This is a genomic window from Bordetella ansorpii (genome assembly GCF_900078315.1).
GTDB lineage: Bacteria > Pseudomonadota > Gammaproteobacteria > Burkholderiales > Burkholderiaceae_B > Bordetella > Bordetella ansorpii.
Genome location: NZ_FKBS01000029.1, coordinates 913,650 through 932,968 on the forward strand (window position 1 = coordinate 913,650; position 19,319 = coordinate 932,968).

Here is a 19,319-nt window from a genome sequence, read left to right on the forward strand (position 1 = left end):
TCTCTTCCTCGTCCCCATTTACAACCCCAGGCGCTCCCGCTCGGCAGGCGACAGGCGCGCCAGTTGAGCGGGGCTCAGTTCGCCCGCCCCCACCACCTGCAGCGCCCCGCTCTGCCGGGACGACACGGGCTCCCGACGTTGCCCCGCAGGCGCACTACCGCCTGCCGCCGACCCGTCGCCGAAGCCCAGCACCTGCACGCTGATGATGGACGGCAGCGCCTGCTGCGCCGCGGCACGCGTGCGCGCCACGGCATCCTGGGCGGCCGAGGCCGCACTGGTGGCGGCCGCGCTGGCATTGGACAATGCGCCGGTGTTCACCACCGCCGTCACCGGGATGCCCTTGGACTCGCCCTGTACCTGGATGTTGGCCGCGTTCACCACCGTCAAGGCCGCGATGTTGACGTTGCCCGACACGCGGATGCCTGCCTCGCCCGCATCGATGGTGCCCAGCGGCGCGATGAGATCCACATCGCCCGGCGGCACATCCGGAATCGGCGCCAGCGTGGCGATGCCGGCGCCCGTGCTGGGCACGTCCACCGACAGCGTCACGTTGCCCGCGTCGTCGTACACGCGCTTGGGCGGCGTATAGACCACCGTGGTCTTGGAGCCCCGGCCCGCGTTGATGTCGCCCGTGGCCGACCAGGCTTGAATACTGCCGCCGAAGGTCGTCATGATGCGGCTCTGACCCAGCAGGATGCTGCCCAGCGAGTACAGCTGGATGTCGCCCTGCCCTTGCGTGACCACGCCGGCCGTGGACGGCGGGGATACGCCTTCGATGCCCAGCACCTGCCGGCCGCCCGGGGTCAGCATCTGGATATCGCCACCGAAGGCCGTGTGCACGCCCGAGCCGCCATACATGATGATGTCGCCGTCGTAGCGCACGGCATCGCCGGATGCCGCCTGTTCGGGGAACAGCGCCGCGATGGCGTTGCGGCCGCGCAGGTAGCTGCCGTAGCGCACGCCATCGGCATCGTTGTACTCGCGTCCGCCCGCCTTCAGTTCGGCGAAGTAGACCTGGCGTGCGTATACGTTGCGTTGCGCGGCCGGCAGGGCGTCGAAGAAGGCACGGGCATCCATCGTGGCGGCGTCGAAAACCACACCCTCGCCGTTGGCCGTGCCGAAGCGGGTCTGCAGCCAGTTCACCAGATGAGACTGGCCTTCCTGGGTGTATTCGCGAGACAGGTCGCGGCGGCTGGCGGATTCACCCGACGCCGTGGCCTGCTGGTAGCGCGCGTCCGCCACGGCCTGCTGCATGCGCAGATAGGCCTGCGCATCGCCGTCGCGCGCTTCGTCGTAGCCGAACTCGCGCGCCAGCCACTGCGCCAGCGTCAGCTCGCCACCGTAGTACGTCACCACCTTGCCCGGCTGGTCGGCCAGTGCGACACCGGTGACGGCCTGGTTGGCGGGATCAATGTAGCGGTCGATGAAACCCGCGTAGTCCGGCCCGTTCGTCCCCATGCCCGCCAGCACCGTGATGCCGGCCCCCGGTCGCGTATCCCCCGCCACAACGGGCCCCAGGCTGGTGATCGAAGCCTTGTCCTGCATCAGGACGTGGCGCCCCGCGCTGACTTCCAGCAAGCCAGGGCCCGCCACCGTCAGCGTGCTGTAGATCAGGTCCCGGCCCGCCGCGACGCGCGCCACATCGGTGGCGTCGCCGTTGATCGCGACGACGTTGGATTGCACGATGTCGCGGCCAGCCTGCATGGACAGCACGCCTGCCGAGCGGTACCAGGTCAGCGGCACGCGGCCCGTGGTCGCGGCGTAGGTCTTCACCGTTCCCACATTCAAGCCGATGATGTCGCCATCGCGGGCATACACACGCGTGACGCCGCCGTTGACGTTCACCTCGCCCGCGGTATCGGCGCCGAAGGCGAACAGGGGCATCGCATCCTGCGCGGCGCGTAGCGGCATGCCGCTGTTTTCAAGCGGCCCTTGCAGGCTGGCATTGGTGACCACGTCACTGCCCGCGAACACCGCGAAGGCAGGATCGAGGGGCGTGGGCAGCGCCGTATCCGCGCCGGAACGGCCCAGGCTATAGCCGCCGGCGTAGATGGAGCCGCCCGCCAGCAGCGACAGCGAGCCCTGTGACGACGGCGCCAGCAGCAGACCGGGCAGCGCGCTGGCCCGGTTGATGGTGCTCGTGGTCGAATAGCCCAGGTAGACGCTGCCCGTGGCGGCAGTGGCCTCGAGAATCGACGGATAGACGATCACGCCATCGGCACGATTCAGGTTGGTGCCCTCGACGGTCGTGCGGATGTCCGTGGGCGACGCGTTCGGCGTCATGTTGCCCCCGGCGGCAAACAGATGCAGCGCCGTGTTCGGCGTCCACAACGAGAACCAGGATTGGCCGGTGGCGTAAGACGTGCCATTGACCTGCAGCGACGACAGATTGGCTGTGGAGACCCGCCCGGCATCGGCCGCCGTGTTCAGCACGAGGTCACCCAGCGTATCCACATGCATGGCCGAGTCGCCCGGAATCAGCGTGATACCGGCCTGGCTGTTGGCAAGCGTGGCCACGTAGGGGTCTACAGTACGCGTCTCCATGAAGTCGGCGGCATTGCCCAACGAGACATTGACGCCTGAGCGATAAGCCAGTTGCACGCCGCCCACGGCGCCAGCCTGTACCGCGGTCAGGCCGCGCAGGTTGGTGATCACGCCGTTCAGATCGCTGTTCTGCGTGTTGTTGTACTCGTTGAGCTGCGCCGCCGCGAGCGCCGGATTGAGGCTGCCTGCGATACGCAGCGACAGATCTCCACCGCCTGTCAGCACCAGTTGGCCATCGTCCGTCACGCGGCCTGTGGAACCCACCGCCACCACCAGACCCTGGCTGCGCGGCTGCGTCTCACCCCGGTCGTCGCCGCGTCGGGTCAGCATGCCGGCATCGCCTTCCACGGAGATCGAGACATCGCCACCGCCCAGCGTGCCCAGGCCAGTGAAACCGACCACGACCGGCAAGTCGTTGTTCGTCGCCGCGCGCGGCCGCGCATAGGCGCCGAAGTTGATCCACCACGCCGTCGCGATGTCCTCCACCCCTTCCGTGCTGCCCGTGCCTTGGCGCCACAGCCAGTTGCCCACGGCCGAGCTGGCGCTGTGCGTGTTCTTCTGGGAGGTGTTGCCCCAGATGTCGCCGACCAGATCGCCACCGGCCTGCACCATCAGGTTGCCGCCCTGTTCCGGATACCAGGCCTGCCAGGCGTCCAGCGTCCCCTGGTACTGACTGCTGTTCTGCCCTGCGGCCTGGGCCGCCCGCGCCAGGTTATAGGGATTCTCGCCCGCGGCATTGGTCAGCGCCGCGGACGGCCGGCCCGCCGTATAGACCCCGAACGCCGACTCCATGCGGATGTCGCCGCCCGCCACCAGATCCAGGTCGGCGGCGCCGGTGCGCACCACGCTGAACAGGGGCGACATGGGGGTGAGGACGAGTTTGACGGGATTGATCTTTTCCACGCACAGATCGACATACCAGGAGCAGTACTCGGCGTCGATCAACCATTGATCCACGGGCTCGCCCGGCACGCCGCCCTGCTCCGGCCCCGCTGGCCCGTAGACGTACGAGATACGAGCGGGATCGACCACGCAGAGGGCATCACTGCCATCGCACCAGCCCGCGTCGAGCAATTCCTGGGGGACCGGCGAACCCAGTTCGAAGCCCCACCACGCGGCACCGTCCGGCCCCCAGACCAGGCCGGTGCCGCCGCCTGCCTTCACGGACATGACGTGGGCATCCCCCAGCACCAGCGCGCCCTTGCCAGGCCTCGTGGCGCGCGTGTCGGCGGCCTCGAGATCCGCCCCGGCGGCCAGGCGCAGATCCCAACTGCTGGCGCCCGCGCCCAGCATCGGCGCCACGGCCCAGTTCGCCCCCTGATGCTCGCCCGCATCCGGACGCAGATTGATGGGCTCGCCATCGGGCAGCAGCAAGCGCGTCATCGACGGAATCAGCGATCCGCGCGCCAGCGTCAGCCGGCCATCGGCCTTCAACGCGACCGGCAGGGGAACATTGCGAGGCCAGGTGAACGGGGCAAATTCCGTCAATCCGCGCACCGTGGTGCCAGCGCCCACCTTCATGCCGGAAGACAGCGTGAGGGACTGCGACAACACGGTGCCCGCGGGATAGGCCACCGAACCATTGGCGGCGTAGATCGTGCCGGCCAGCACCGTGCCCGCCGGCAAGGTCATCGCACCCGCCAGCGTCATGTCCACGGGCAGCACGGTGCCGTTGGGCAGCTCGGCGCCCTGCGCGGGCAAGTCGTAGTTCAACGTGCTTCCCTCAGGGAAAATCGTGCCCGTCTCGAGTTGCACGCCGTCGATGGGAACGACGACCCCGTTGCCGAATACGGTCGGCTCGGGCACGTTATCCACGATGTTTCCCTGCGTCAGGATCCAGCCGTCGTCGGCTCGCACGTTGTCCGCGCTGGACGGCGGCGCGAAGCCATCGTTGATGCTGCCATTCAGCGTCAGGTCGCCACCGGCGCGCAGCACCAGCACGCCCGGCTCGCCATAGCCGCGCAGCGCGGCGTTGGTGCGGTTGGCATCGGGGCCGTAACGATAGTTCGACAGGTCGAGGTCGCCCGTCAGCGTCAGGTTGCCGCTGACGCTGACTTCCACGCCAGGGCGCAGGTGATAGCTGCCCAGGCCAGACAACCGGGAGGCCAACGCGGTGTTGGCCAGCGCGGCGTTCATGTAGTCCGTGTTGTCCCGGTCCGCCTTGGTGTCGAAAAACGCCTGGTCGATCAGGTACGGCCGCGTGCCGGAAACATCCGGCGCGGTGGCCTGCGTCATATCCGCATCGCCATAGGTGCGGAAGGCGTTCACGGCGATCAGCGACGCGCCCTGGATCGAAGGCGTGCCCACCTGGATGGCCGCGTCGTTCGTGCCCACGCGCCGCACGTTCAGGTCCAGCGTGCCACGCGCCACACCGTCGTTCAGGCCAGCCCCGGCGCCGACGTCCACCCCGGTGCCCGCGCGCAGGTCGATGGCCGCACCCGTGGCCAGCGTCAGCGTGCCGTCGCGGCTGGTCAGGTCGACGATGGCGCGGTTGGGGCTGTCGATGATCTTGCCGTAGCTGTCCACGCGCAGACCCGTGCCATGCGCGTCCAGCGTGCCGTTGACGACCAGGTCGCGGCCCGCCGCCAGGCGGATGCTGCCGACCTCCCAGCCGCTGGCGTCGATGCGGCCGTTCACGGTCAGGCTGCCGTTGTCGACGCTGATCGAGACCTCCGACGCCCGCACCTCGTCGCCCACCACCAGGTCGCCCTGGCGGATCTGGAAACTGCGCGCGCCGGTCATCTGCGCGGCATTCAGTCGCGTATTCAGACCCGTGAAGTCGGCCAGCGTATTGGCGCGCACCGTGATCTGGCCATTGGCGTACGGCACCACGCTGCCGCCCGTGGCGTACTGCCCCGAAGCCGCGCCCAGGAAGTCGCCATCCAGCGACACCTGCCCGCCGTCGCCCAGTGCGGTCACCGCCAACGTGCCGGCACGGTTATTGATGGCGTGCAGATCGATGAGCGAACCCGCCGCCTGCGTCACCGCGCCGTTGGTGCTGGTCAGCGTCACGTCGCCGCCCCAGCTGTATTGCGACACATCGATCAGGACGGTTTCGCGGCCTGCCATGTCGATGAGCGACTGGCTGCCCAGCGACACGCCGCCCTCGGCGGACACGGTCAGCCGGCCCGACGGCAACGCCACCGTGGTGTCCATGGAAACGGACTGCCCGGTCAGCGACAGGCGCGCGCCCAGGTCGCTCACCGCTTGCGCAGCCGCCATGCCGCCGCTGCGCGACAGCGCAATGCTGCCGCCTGCGGTAATCGCACCCACCGCCCCCGACTGGCCCGTGAGCAGCGGCGTGACGATGTTCAGCGCACCGCCCGTGCGGGTATAGCCTTGCCCGGCCACGTACTCGCCCTGCTGCCGGAACACCTGCAGCACGCCGTTTCCACCCACCGAGAACCGCTCGCTGGCGTTCAGGTTCAGTGCAGAAAATCCCAGCGAGATGCGCTCGGCCTGCAGGGTGTCGTCGGGCCGGCTGGTGGGAAGATCGCCCAGCACGATACGTTGCGCGAAGATATCCAGCGTACCCGTGCCCAGGCGGTCGGCCATGGCCGCGCCGGTGTACGCGGGCAAGTCCACCGCGTTGACGCGCGAGGCCACGGCCCCCGCCCAGATGAACTCCCCGGTACGGATGGACGCGACGTCGCCCGCCTGCCCGTAGCCATAGATGGCCGGCGTGCCCAGCATCAGGCTGCCCAGCGAACCCGAGGCGGACGTCGTGTCCAGCGACAGGGCGCCGTACACATTGACCGATTCGCGCGCGTTCAGCGTCAGCGACTGCAAGGCCGCGATGTTCTCGCCCGCATTGCCCGCCAGAAGGCGGTCCAGCACGGACTGGTTCATCGTCAGGCCAGAGGGCAAGGCGCCCGCGGCGGCCGCATCCGCCAGGGCCTGCGTGCCGCCCAGGTTGATCGACGATGCCGACAGCACCAGGTGCTTGGCGCCATAGCGCACGCTGTCGGCCAGCGCCAGGCTGCCGCCGGTGGCCAGGGCCAGCGTGCCATCGGTGTAGAAGGCCGTGGCGCCGGTGCAGGAGGTGTCCAGGCAATTGCCGATGGTCACCGTGTTGCCGCTGCTGGCGGGCGCAAGCACATTGATCCGGCCATTGGAGACCACCAGGACCGAGGTCGGGTTGCTGCCGTCGGTGGCGTAGGTGACGCCGCTGTCGCTGTCGTAGTCGGGCAGGCCGCGGCCCCGCGTGTCGATGACCGCCCCCTGCTCGACGGTGATCGCATTGCCCACGACGAAGACTTCCGTGCCGGCAAGCGTCGCGCCGCTGCGCAGGCGCACCGCACCGGTTCCGGAAATCTCTGCATAGGTGTCGCCGCTGTTCATGGCCAGCGTACCGCCGACCATCAGGCGCGGAGCATGGAAAGCATTGAGGGCATCGGCGGCGATCACGGCCGTCTTCGGGACGGAGGTTTCGGTTCCCTCATCGACATAGGCCGGCTCGATGCTGCCGCCATAGATGTCGATCTTGGAGCCCGCCACGGCCAGCGTGCCGCTGCGGCCATCGGTATTGGCCACGGCGGCGAATCTCGCGATGCCGTCGAACGCCAGCATGGGCAGGCCCTCCTGGCGGATGACCTGGGTGTAGTTCAACGTGAGCGTGGTGGCGTCGTCGCTGACCCAGCCCCGCAGGCCGCCCAGGCGCGTACTGGCCTCGCGCAGGTAGCTGTTCAGGCCGGTTTCGTTGTAGGTGGCCAGCTTGCGCACCGTATCGGCGGGCGTCAGCAGCACTTGCGTGGGAATGCCGGCCTTGATATCCGTGGCGGCATAGCCCAGCGTGCCCGATGCCGCGTAAGAGCCGTCGCGCAGCGCGACCTGGCGAGATGAGCCAAGCGCCGCGCCACCCAGTTCGACGCGGAACGCGCCGGGCAGCAATGCGTAGGTGGACGGCAGCAAGGTGTAGGTGCCGGCGGGCAGGCCAGGAACGCCCTGCGCCAGCGTGATCTGCTGCCCGATCGCGGGATCTCCGGCGCCCGCCTCGGCGGCCAGGGGTGCATAGCGCGCCGTGGCGGTGGGGACGATGGCATACACCGCATTGCCCGCATCGCTATAGGCATAGGCCGGACTCACGCTGGCCAGCGGCGTGCTCAGCACGTCCACCGACCCGCCACGGCCGGTCACGAAACCGGCGCCGGTCAGCGTGCCGCCGCCCGACACGTCCAATGTGGAGCCGGCATCACCCACGATGCTGCCCGCCATCAGCGAGATGCCCAGCGCGCCTTCGCCCTTTCTGGTGTCCAGCGCCTCCCGGACCTCGTTGCCCGCGTACAGATAGCTCTGCCCGTCCACCGTGCCGCCATAAGGCATCAGCAGGCCCGCGCCGCTGACCGAGGCGATGCTGCCCGGCAGCAGCTCGATACGCTTCGTGCTTTGCACGCCGATCGTCAGCGAGCCCATCGGGGCGCGCACGATGCCGCCTTGCAGGATCTCGTCGGCCGACAGGGTCAGCCTGCCCAGGACGGACCAGGGCACGTCCGGCGTGGCGCCTTCGGCCCGGGCGATCGACAACGCGCCTCCCGCGCGGATCCGCGCGACGACGCCGGTGGCCGGATAGATCTGCGCGGCGGTGAGGAAGAGGTCGCCCGCCGAGGCCAGCTCGGTCGTGAAGTCGCCGCCCAGGCCGTTAAGGGACGATCCGCCCAACAGGCGCAGGTCGCCCCGGCTCGAGATGTCCACGCGCTCGAAGCCGCGCCGGTCCACCAGCAGGTCGGGACCGGCTTGCCTCAGCGTCCCGCTGACGCCGAAGGCAACGCGATCGCGCACATCGATCATGTCGGCCGAGATGGACATGACGGCGGCGCTCAGTCGCGTCGGGTCGCCCGCCTTGGCCGTGACCGTGGGCAGTATCTCGTTGTTGCTGCCCGTGGCGCCGGCTGCACGCGTAGGCGCGGCCAGGCGCACGTACGGCGCGGACAGCGCGATGCGCGACGCATCGGACGCCGAGTCGGACAGCGCATAGGCGCCCGCATAGAGTTCAAGGCTGCGGCGCATATCCAGCGCCACATCGCCGTCGAAGGACAGGATGCCATCGGCCAGCAACGACAGACTGTCGAAGCCGCCCGCCCGCACCTGGTCCACACTGAGGCTGGCCACCCCATACCGCAATGGCTCATCGCCCGGCGAGCTGTCGCGGTAGGCTTGCGACAGGATGAACTCGCGCGGCGTGCGGATGCGGTTCTCGGCCGCCGGCAGGTTTGCCAGCAGGGGCGTTTCCAACGCCACCGCCAGCACGCCCCCTTCGGCCTGCGCGCCGCCCGACGCCGCGCGCATCGTGCCATCCAGGTACAGGCTGTATGCGGACTTCAGCACAATGGATCCGCCCGCACTGGCCGCCACTGCGGTATTGCCCGACATCGTCAGCGCGCCGGATGCTCCCGACGCATCCAGCAACGCGCCGCGGTCCACCACGATGGCCACTTGCGGGGCCTGCGCCTCGCCGGTGTCCGCCCAGTCCTGCTCACCACCGATCTGGATGCTGCCGCCATCGGGCACGACGCCGTACCAGTTGCCCTGCACGTCCTGCCGCACCTGTGCACGCGCGGCCACGTCGATCACGGCATTGCCGCCCACATGGATGGCGCGCTGGTGCCACGCCGACAGGGTGTCGGGCCCCAGCGGCAATTCATCGATGCCGATGCGGATCGTGCCGCCCCACGCCTGCAGCGTGCCCTCGATGTTCACGCTGGTGCCCGTGCCGCCCAGCAAGGACAGCGTTGCGCCCGGATCCACGCCGAGCACGGCCCCCTGGCCGACAGACAGGCCGCCGCCTACCCTCAAGCGCTCGGCACGCAGCGTCAGGTCGGCGCCCTGGCGCTGCGTCAACACGCCCGCGGCAGGATCCTCGAGATAGACCGGCGGCGTCCAGACCTCCAGCGCCTGGGCCGCGCTGCCAGCCAGTTGCGCGCCCGCCGTGGGCCGATAGACAGGCATCACCGCGGCGACCCGGGCCCCACGGGCCACGCCCACGCCCAGATGGCCATTGATGTCATAGGCGGCGAAGCCGGTCTGCAAGACAGTCGAATCCAACGCCATCGGCGACTGCACCTGAACCGCCTGGCCAAGCTGCACGCCCGCCGGCAGGCGCGTACCGGATGCGTAGGTGACGGCCTGCGGCGCCACCGCGCCCGCTCGATACACCACCGGCGAGGCCTGGATGGGAATGCCGTTGGGGAAGACGTCGGCGGACGGCACGTAGGACTGCATGCCCTGGCCGATGCTGCCGAAAAAGCCTGTGATGGCCGTTCCCGCGGGAATGACCGGAATATCGCCCGTGACCTGCACGCTGACGGAGCCGCCATTGGCCAGGAAAAAGCCGTAATTGCCTCCCGAGCTGCCGGGACGCGGCGGCTGCCAGTCCGCCGCCAGCACCAGGGGTTCCGCGACCGAAGCTCGCAGACTGGCTGCGGGCATGGCGACACCCGGCAGCACCACGTCCACGGTGAACGCCGTATCGATGGGCAGCACCGTTCCCGCTTGCAGGGTGATGTCCTGCAACGTGACCAGATCCACCGGCGCGGCTTCCCCCGCCCCCAACACGCCCGCGGTTTGCAGCAATTCGCCGCCGATGGCGATGGACGAGCCGGACTCCAGTTGCAGCGTGCCGCCGCCCGACACGCCGTAACCGCGGATCCAGCCATCGAGGGTAAGCAGGCCGCCGGCATCGCCCAGTCCGCCCGTGTCCGCCATCAGGCTGACGTTGCCGCCCTTGCCCCCTCGCAGCTTGCCGTTGGCCAGGATGGCCCCGCCCGAGGACACATCCACCACGCTGCCCGCGGACAGGGTCACATCGCCCATGCCTCGCACCGCCACCGTGCCGCCGTTCAGATACGGCAAGGCGGCCCGACCCTCCTGCCGAGCCAGGCGCAGGTTGCCCCACAGGCCGCTGGCGTCCAGCATGACGTCCTGGCCGATGGTGACCGTGCCCGGCGCGACGCCGGCGGTCACGGCACGATCTTCGACGATGCTGTTCTCGCCGATCTGCTTCAGCACATTGCCCACGCGGATCGTGCCGGCGCGGGCCGTCAGGTCGGCATTGACCGTGACCGTATTGCCATACAGCACGATCTCGCCGCCAAGCGCCGCTTCCAGCGCGCCATCGACCTGGATGCCATCGGCCGCGCCGATGCGGATCGCTCCCAGCTTGAAGCGGTTCAACAACCCCGTGTCCAGATAGACCTGGTTCTGGCGCTCCTGGGGCAAGGCGGCAGTCAGGTCCAGCGCGTCGGCGATGGCCGATGCGTTGCCGCCCAACACCACGTTCTGAATATCGCCCGCGCCCAGCGCATATTGCAGGCGACCGCTGTTCTTCAGGTAGTACGCTTCGTACGACCCCACCACCAGTTGCGCACCGCGCGCCACCGCGCGCTGCACCTGCAGGAAGCCGTCCACGTCGATCTGCGCGGCCTGGTCCTGGCGCGGGCCCTGATACGTATCGCCGACCAGTTCGCCTTCCAGCACCGCATGGGCCACGTCGACCACCAGCGTGCCCGCGTCGCGGCCCACGGTGTAGCCCTGCTCGTAGCGGCGCTCCGGCGCGATCAGCGGGCTGCGGTAATACGTGGTGTGCCCCCAGCGCTCGTGCGTGTCCTCGTAGCCCAGGTACATGCCCTGGTACAGCAGATCGCCCGGCGCGCGCGACACTTCGTACAGGCGGTTGTCGGTGCCGCGCAGCCAGGACAGGTTCACGTAGCCGCTCTGCACGTCCAGCGTGCCGCCCGACAGGTTGATCTGCGAACCCGATTGCGTGACCAGGTCGCCATCGCCGCCGAAGCGTACCGTGCCGCCCGGCGCCAGCCACTCTCCAACCGTGCGGTTGCGCGTGCCCAGGTAGCCGCCCACCTCCAGCAGGCCGCCCGCCGTGTACCAACGATCCGACGCATAACCGCCCGTGCCGGCCGGCACGAACACCAGGTCACGCACGTCGACCCACACGTCGCTGTTGTTCAGCTTGGCGCCATCCCGGTTGACCGAGGCGTCGCGCTGTTCATTGCCCTGGATGTTGACCGAAATGGTGTTCGAGGCCATCGCCACCTGCACGCCCAAGGCGCCCGCCACGTCGAGCCTGGCGCCGTCGCGCACCAGCGTGCGCTGCGCGGCCGACACCACGATCTGGCCGCCCGTGGCCAGCGTCATGGAATCGTTCTGGAACTCGACCGTGCCGGCGCTGGTCACTTCCACGCGCGGCTGGTAGCGGATGTCGTCGCCAGCGGCATAGGCATCGCTATTGAAAGTCGCCACCGCGGGCGCGAGCAGGCCCGCGCGCTGGCTGTCCAGCGCGGCGCCGCCATTCGCGTCGATCAGGATGGCCGAGGTCGCGCCTTCGGCCAGCGTGACCGAGGCACCCGCGCCCGCGGCCTTCAGGTGTATCGTGCCGCGCGCATCCACCGAGGTGCTGGACAGCAGCGCGCCGCGCTGCGTCACGTTGCGGCCCGCCAGCGTGACGTCGCCCGTGGCCGCCGTGATCAGGCCACTGTTCTCGACGGCGCCCGCCAGGCTGTCCGCCACGAAGACCGGCGTCACCTCATTGCCGCGCGTGGTGGACGCGGCATTGCCGTCCGTGCTCTGCCCCCGGCGAATCGTGAAGTGGTCGCCCGCGGCCAGCACCGTCTGCCCCTTGGGCGTCGTGATGGCGCCTGCGTTGGCCACTTCAGCCCCCAGCAGCAGCACATAACCGCCCCCGTCCGTGGCCGAGGATGGCGTGGCCGTACCGATCGCCGCGCCGCGCTCCACGCGGATCGCGCCCAGCGCATCGGTGAACGTGGGGCCGCTGTCGCGGTACAGGCCGCCACTGAGGAATTGATCGTCGGTGATGCTGGCCGCCGCCGCCACCAGATTGCGCGTATCCACCTGGCTGTTCGGCCCGAACACCACGCCGTTCCGGTTCACCACCATCACGGTGCCATCGGCCTTGATGGCGCCCTGGATCTGGCTGGGCTTGGCGTCGGCGCCCACCACGCGGTTCAGCACCGCATCGGTCGATTGCTGCTGGAACTGCACCGTGGTGTTGCGGCCCACGTTGAAGGTGTCCCAGTTCAGGATGGCGCGGCTGGCCGTCTGCTTGATGTTGACCGTGTTGCCGGTCTGCTGGGCGCGCTCCGCGCCGCTCCAGGCCAGCGCATTGCCCGCGGCATCCTTGTCCCACAGGCCGCCCTTGACCAGGCCGTCCGGCACATCCGACGCCGCGTCACGCGCCGCCGCCTGGGCGGCCTGCTGCGCCGCGATGGCCGACACCGTGCGGTTCACGTTGTCCAGCGAACGCTGCAACTGCTGGCGCGATTGCGCCTGCTGCTCGGCCGTGCTGCGCGACGACGGCAGCCCTTGCTGAGCACGGCTGACGCCCGACGCCGCATGGGTCTTGCCGGCCCCCGACTGCGCGAACCAGGCGCCGCCGGCCGCCTGCGCGGTGCCGGCCAGGCCGCCTGCCATCAGCAGGACGGCCAGGGCCGATGCCAGGGGCGTCAGGCGTGGGCGGGACTCGCCGCTTCCGGGCAAGGACACGCGGGACAAAGCAATCGAAGTCGGGGCAGGCATGGACATGAGACGGGAATCCTGAGCTTGGACAGAGGCGGGCCCCTCTTGCCGCCGATGCGGCCGGGCGCCCTACTGTTGTCCTAGTCGTCTGGGGCCTCGCGGATCGGCCATCCCGAAAGATGAATTTTTTTTGACAACGCGCATAAGACGGCCCACCCATCCGTCCGAGCCGGCCACGCCCGATCAGCTCAGGATGACCAGATCGCCCACGCGCCGCACGCTGGCCCCGTACAGGCGCTCGATGTGCTCGACCACCTCGTCCAGCGCCTGCACGCTGACCCGCGCGCTCAGGCGGCGGCGCGCCAGGGCGTCATTCATCAGCACCACCCGGCCCGGCCGATAGCGGTTGATCTCGTCCACCACGTCGGACAGCGGCTGGTCGTCGAAGGCCACCATGCCCTGCCGCCAGGCCGACACCGGTGGCGCGGGCCGCACACGGTCGTCCATGCTGTTCGGGTCGTAGGTCACCTGCTGCCCCGCCACCAGCGTGATGCGGCGCGTCGGATGCCAGACTTCCGTACTGCCTTCGGTGCAGCGCACCCGCACCTGGTCGCCCGGCAGGCGGCGCACCTCGACCTCGCCGCGCGTCAGCAGCACGCGGCCCTGGCCGGCCAGCACCTCGCAGGCCGCGCCCGCCGCCGAGACGGCCGCCTCGCCCGAGACCAGCTCGAACACCGGCTGGTCGCCCTGCCCGCGCAGGGCCACGCTGGTCTGCGTATTCAGGTTCAGGCGGATGTCGTGGGCCAGCGTGAACTGGCGCTGCTCGCCGGTGGCCGTGCGGTAGTCCGACTGCCATTCCCGCCACGAGGGCCACAGGCCCAGCGGCGGACGCACCACGCCGACCACGGCCAGCGTGCCGAAGGCCGACGCCGCGGCGCCCAGGAAGACGCGCCGGTCGATGCGCCGGGGCCGTGGCCGGGCCAGTTCGGGGCGCTGCTCGGCGAAGGCTTCGGCATGGGCGCCCAGCGCCTTCCAGTCGCGGCAGGCCTGCGTCCAGGCGCGCTCGTGCTCGGCGCTTAGTCCGCGCCATTGCTTCACCCGCGCCATGTCCGCCACCGTGGGCTTGCCCGTGGCGAACTCGCGCACCCAGGCATGGGCCTGCCGCTGCAGGGCGGCCCAGTCCGGCGTACTCGGATCGGGATGGACGGGTTCGGTGTTCATGCGGGCTTACGGCTCGGCTTATACGGATAGACGATTGGCACCTTGCGGATCGGCCATGAAAATGGCTTGCCGACACCAATGCTTGCAAATTTTTCCATCAATCGTCCCGCCCCTGGAGCGCCTGCAGGCAGAACTCGTGGGCGGCCTGGAGCTCGCGGCCGACCTGGCGCACCGAGATGCCCCAACGCTTGGCCAGTTCCTCGCGCGACACCTCGTGCACGCGCGCGGACAGGAAGATATCGCGCTGGCGCGGCGGCAAGGCCTCCAGGGCGGTGAAGACGTTCTGCATCTCGCCGCGCGCCTCGGCGGTCTCGGCCGGCCCGGGCGTGTCGTCGGGCACGTCCAGGAAATCCTCGATCTCGCTTTCGCTGAGCACGCGCGATTCGCCCCGCAACCGGTCGATGGCGACGTGCACGGCGGTGTTCAGCAGATAGCTCTGCGGATGGCGCACCTCGTCCAGATCACCCTTCTCGGCCAGCCGGACGTAGGCCTCATGCAGGGCATCGCCCGCCATGTCGCCGGCATTGCCCAGCCGGCGCGCCACGCGGGTGCGCAGGGTGTCGTAGCGTTGCGCGAACAGGTCGCGCAGTTGCGCCAGGCCCTTGCCGCTCATGGCGTGCCTGCGCAGGCGCGCTGCGTGCCCCCGGCGCCCGACGCCAGCAGCATGGTGATGGGCTGGGCCAGGCCTGGCGGCGGCGCCAGCACCGGCAGGCCTGCCAGGGCGGCGGCAATGCGCGGCTCCATCTCGGGCCGCGTGGTGGCGGCGACCAGCAGGCGGTCGATGGCCGGCCGGCCATCGATACGGAAACGCAGCGCCACACGATAGCTGCCGGTGTGCAGCAGCGGATCGGCGCACAGCGCGCGCAGCACATGGCCTTGCAGGCGGGCGTAATAGCGTTGCCGGTCGGCGTCCGTCAGCACCGGATCTGGTTTCGGCTTGCTGGCGGCAGGCTCGGGCAACAGGGTGTACACCTGGCCCGTGGCATAGCCCACACGCACGCCCGACCCCGCCAGGAGGCGGCGCAACGCCGTGTCGGCGCTCATGCTGCCCCGCACCGGCGCGGATCGGCGCTGCGCGACCAGGCCGGCCTCGTACAGGACGGACAGGCCGGTCAGCAGGCCGAAACGCTGCAAGGTCTCATGCAGCGGCGCGGCGGGCAGGTCGAAAGCCTGCGTGTCCGACGAAACCGGATCAGGCCGCGCGGGGACTTCCGCCAGCGCCTGGGATGCGCATGCGGAGGGCGGAGCCAGGCACGCAGCGCCCATCCCGGCCACGGCGATCAGCGCAGCCATGCGCACGCGCAGCACACGCATGACGGCAGGAGCAAGGCGGACATTCGGTTCATGGAAAGACGCGAAGCGGAATGCGGACCACGGACGGCGACCGGGGAGGAGACCGCATGGTACGGACGCGTCATGACCGAAAAGTTACACAGACATGACGCGTGTGTGCATGGCGCTACCATACAGGCGGGGATCGCCAAACCGCGCGCCCGGGCCAAGGCCGAAGAACAAGGCCACATCCGGGCGCCGACGATCAAAGGAGTGTTGCGATGCCATTCGCATACAAGACCGCGGCCACCATCCTGCTGACCGCCGCCACCTGCACGTCCGCCCCGGCCCAGGCGGCCGACTGGCCCAGCCAGCCCATCACCTTCGTGGCGCCGTTCACGGCGGGCGGCGCCAACGACCTGGTGGCGCGCATCATCGCCAAGGCCGTGGGCGCGCAACTGAAGCAATCCGTCATCGTGGAAAACCGCCCCGGCGCGGGCGGCGTGGTCGGCTCGGCCCACGTCGCGCGTTCCGCGCCCGACGGCTACACCTATCTGGTGGGCAGCAACGGCACCGTCACCAACAGCCTGATCCGTTCCGACCAGCCCTATAAAGACGAGGAACTGACCCCGGTGGTGCTGCTGTCCGTCACGCCGTCGGTCATCGTGGCCAACCCGCACAACGCGGCCCACGATCTGAAAAGCCTGGTGGAGAACGCCAAGAGCAAGAAGGTGGACCGCCTGACCTTCTCCACCGCCGGCCCCGGCAGCACGCCGCATTTCGTCAGCGAGATGCTGAAGCAGAACACCGGCCTGCCCATCGAAGCCATCTCGTACAAAAGCGGTTCCGAAGGCGTGACCGCCGTCATCGGCAACCAGACCGACCTGACGTCCGAAGCCAGCATCGTCACGCTGCCATTGGTGAAAAGCGGCAAGCTGAAGGCCCTGGCCACCACCTGGAACAAGCGCCTGGTGTCCGCCCCCGACATCCCGACCACCGCGGAACAAGGTTTTCCACAGGTGCGCATCGGCCACTGGGCCGGCCTGTATGCGCCGACGGGCACGCCGGACGCGGTGCTGGACAAGATGGCCCGCGCGGTGGACGATGCCCTGAAAACCAAGGAAGTGCAGGACGCGCTGGCCCAGAGCAGCATCGAACCGGGCGGCGGCTCGCGCGCCGACTTCACCGCCTTCGCCCAGGACGAGCGCAAGCGCCTGGGCGAGGTCGTCAGCAAGGGGCACATGCGTGCCGACTGAACCCTTCGCATAGGAACCCCGCACCCATGGATCCCGCGTCCACTGCCTATGATCCGGTCCGCTGGCGGGCCGAGTTTCCCGTCACGCAGGAACTGATCTACCTGGACCACGCCAGCATGGGCCCCCTGCCCGCGCGCAGCCTGGAGACCATCACGGCGCGGCTGGCGGCGCAGTCGCGCCGCGGCTCGCTGGAGCATCCCCTGCTGCACGAGCTGGCCGAGACCACCCGCGCCGAGTTCGCGGCCTACATCGGGGCACGGGCCGATCAGGTCGCGTACACGCCCAATACCTCGGGCGGTCTGAGCCTGCTGGCCTCGGGGTTGGACTGGCGCGAAGGCGACGAGATCGTCGTGCCGGCCATCGACTTCCCCTCGGCCGTGCTGCCCTGGATGACCTTGCAGCGGCATGGGGTGCGCGTGCACCGCGTACCCTGCGACGACGGCCGGGTCGATGCGCAACAACTGCTTGCCGCCTGCACGCCACGCACGCGGCTGGTGTGCGCATCATGGGTGCAGTTCAGCAGCGGCTGCGTGCTGGATGTCGTGCAGTTGGGCGAAGCGTGCCGGCAGCGCGGCATCCTGTTCGTGGTGGACGGCATCCAGGCCGTGGGCGCGCTGGACGTGAACGTGGCCGGCCTGCCCATCGATGCGCTGGCCACGCACAGCTACAAGTGGCTGCTGGGCCCGCAAGGCGTGGGCTGGCTGTACCTGGCCGACAACCTGCGGGACCAACTGGCCCTGCCGGGCGCGGGGCCGCGCAGCGTGGTGCCGCGCGAAGCCTATGCCGATTTCGAGCTGGATCCGCTGCCGGGCGCGGCGCGGCTCGAAACGGGCATCCTGCCCTTTCACCTGATCGCGGGCGCGGCCGCGAGCCTGAAGTTGCTGCGCGCAGCGCGTGCGCAGGGCGCGGCGGCCAGACTGCTTGATCTGACGGCGTATCTTGCCGAGGGCTTGCTACGCCAAGGCCATCGTCTGCGCGGCGGCAAGGACCGCGGCGCATTTCGCGCAGGCATCGTCTCGTTCATCCCGCCCGATGGCGACGCCGCGCGATGCCGGCAATACCTGTTGGACGCCGGCATCGTCACCTCGGCGCGCGAAGGCTGCGTGCGCGTGGCGCCGCATTTCTACAACACAGAAGACGAGCTGGACGCGTTGCTGGCGCGGCTGCGCGACACACACTAGAACGCCTGTTCCGCATCAACGCGCGCCCATCTGCGCCGGCATTCCATCCTTCTTGGGCGGCGCCTTGCGGCCTTCGGTATCCGGCAGCAGAATCGCCACCACGCCCAGGAACGGCAGGTACGCGCACACCTCGTACACATAGCGGATGCTGGTCACGTCGGCCAGATGGCCCAGCGCCGCGGCGCCCAGCCCGCCCATGCCGAACGCGAAGCCGAAGAACAGCCCGGCGATCATGCCGACCTTGCCCGGCACCAGCTCCTGCGCATAGACCACGATGGCCGAGAAGGCCGAGGCCAGGATCAGGCCGATGATGACCACCAGCACGCCCGTCCAGAACAGATTGGCGTGCGGCAGCATCAGCGTGAACGGCGTCACGCCCAGGATCGACACCCAGATCACGATCTTGCGGCCGATGCGGTCGCCGATCGGGCCGCCCGCCACCGTGCCCACCGCCACGGCGGCCAGGAACAGGAACAGATATAGCTGCGCAGAGCGCACCGACAGGTCGAACTTGTCGATCAGGTAGAACGTGAAATAGCTGTTCAGGCTGGCCAGGTAGAAGTACTTCGAGAAGATCAGCACGCCCAGCACCGCCAGCGCGCCCAGCACGCGGTTGCGGCTCAGTTCGCCGCCCGGCCGCGCCACGCGTGCCTTCGGCTTGAGCAGCGCGCGGTTCGCGCCGTACCAGCGGCCGATGCCGATCAGCACCACGATGCCGAACAGCGCCGCCAGCGAGAACCACGCCACGCTGCCCTGCCCGTGCGGAATGATGAACAGCGCCGCCAGCAGCGGGCCCATCGCCGAGCCCACGTTGCCGCCCACCTGGAACAAGGACTGCGCCAGCCCATGCCGGCCGCCCGAGGCCATGCGCGCCACGCGCGACGACTCGGGGTGGAACACCGACGAGCCCGTGCCCACCAGCACCGCGGCCACCAGCAGATACGGCAGCGACGGCGCATAGGCCAGCATCAGCAGCCCCACCAGCGTGAAGCCCATGCCCACCGGCAGCGAATACGTGGTGGGCCGCTTGTCCGTGTATAGCCCGATGCACGGCTGCAGCAACGACGCAGCGATCTGATAGGCCAGCGTAATCAGCCCGATCTCGGCGAAGCTGAGCTGGAACGAGTCCTTCAGCATCGGATAGATCGCCAGCAGAATGGACTGGATCATGTCGTTCATCATGTGCGCCACGCTGATCGCGCCCAGCACCTTGAACGAGGTGGTGGACGGCGCCGACGCGGCGACGGAGGCTTGCGGGGTGGTCATAGCGTTACGGGGTCGAGGTGGGTGAAAAATCCACTGTCGCGGAGGAAAACCGACAGTGTAGGAAGGCTGAATCACACGGGAATGCCAAGTTTCG

The 19,319-nt window shown here is 69.3% G+C and carries 7 protein-coding genes; 2 read left to right on the forward strand and 5 right to left on the reverse strand.

Annotated elements, in window-relative coordinates; genetic code table 11:
* Positions 1-18 precede the first annotated feature (18 nt).
* The 4 genes from A7W11_RS25940 to A7W11_RS25955 all read right to left on the reverse strand — a co-directional run bounded on the left by A7W11_RS25940 (position 19) and on the right by A7W11_RS25955 (position 15,564).
* Positions 19-13,089: a filamentous haemagglutinin family protein gene (locus tag A7W11_RS25940; RefSeq protein WP_412778756.1), complete on the reverse strand. Its 13,071-nt coding sequence runs from the start codon at positions 13,087-13,089 to the stop codon at positions 19-21.
* 183 nt (positions 13,090-13,272) lie between these two features.
* Entirely contained in the window at positions 13,273-14,250 is a 978-nt protein-coding gene (locus tag A7W11_RS25945; protein ID WP_066420988.1) for a FecR family protein, read from the reverse strand.
* Positions 14,251-14,347: 97 nt separating this feature from the next.
* Complete coding sequence (locus A7W11_RS25950; protein ID WP_066420990.1) at positions 14,348-14,863, reverse strand: RNA polymerase sigma factor; 516 nt, start codon at positions 14,861-14,863, stop codon at positions 14,348-14,350.
* Complete coding sequence (locus A7W11_RS25955) at positions 14,860-15,564, reverse strand: STN domain-containing protein (protein ID WP_066420991.1); 705 nt, start codon at positions 15,562-15,564, stop codon at positions 14,860-14,862. The genes A7W11_RS25950 and A7W11_RS25955 overlap by 4 nt, the downstream gene beginning before the upstream one ends.
* A 239-nt stretch (positions 15,565-15,803) precedes the next feature.
* Between A7W11_RS25955 and A7W11_RS25960 the strand changes: the two genes are divergently transcribed.
* Together A7W11_RS25960 and A7W11_RS25965 are read left to right on the forward strand one after the other, a co-directional pair.
* Entirely contained in the window at positions 15,804-16,778 is a 975-nt protein-coding gene (locus A7W11_RS25960) for a Bug family tripartite tricarboxylate transporter substrate binding protein (RefSeq protein ID WP_066420992.1), read from the forward strand.
* 26 nt (positions 16,779-16,804) lie between these two features.
* Positions 16,805-17,959, forward strand: a complete 1,155-nt coding sequence (locus A7W11_RS25965) for an aminotransferase class V-fold PLP-dependent enzyme (RefSeq protein WP_066420999.1) — start codon at positions 16,805-16,807, stop codon at positions 17,957-17,959.
* Between the two features lie 15 nt (positions 17,960-17,974).
* Here A7W11_RS25965 and A7W11_RS25970 read toward each other — a convergent pair whose 3' ends face one another.
* The gene (locus A7W11_RS25970; protein ID WP_066421001.1) at positions 17,975-19,225 is read right to left on the reverse strand and encodes an MFS transporter; all 1,251 of its coding nucleotides are present in this window, start codon (positions 19,223-19,225) and stop codon (positions 17,975-17,977) included.
* Between the last annotated feature and the right edge of the window lie 94 nt (positions 19,226-19,319).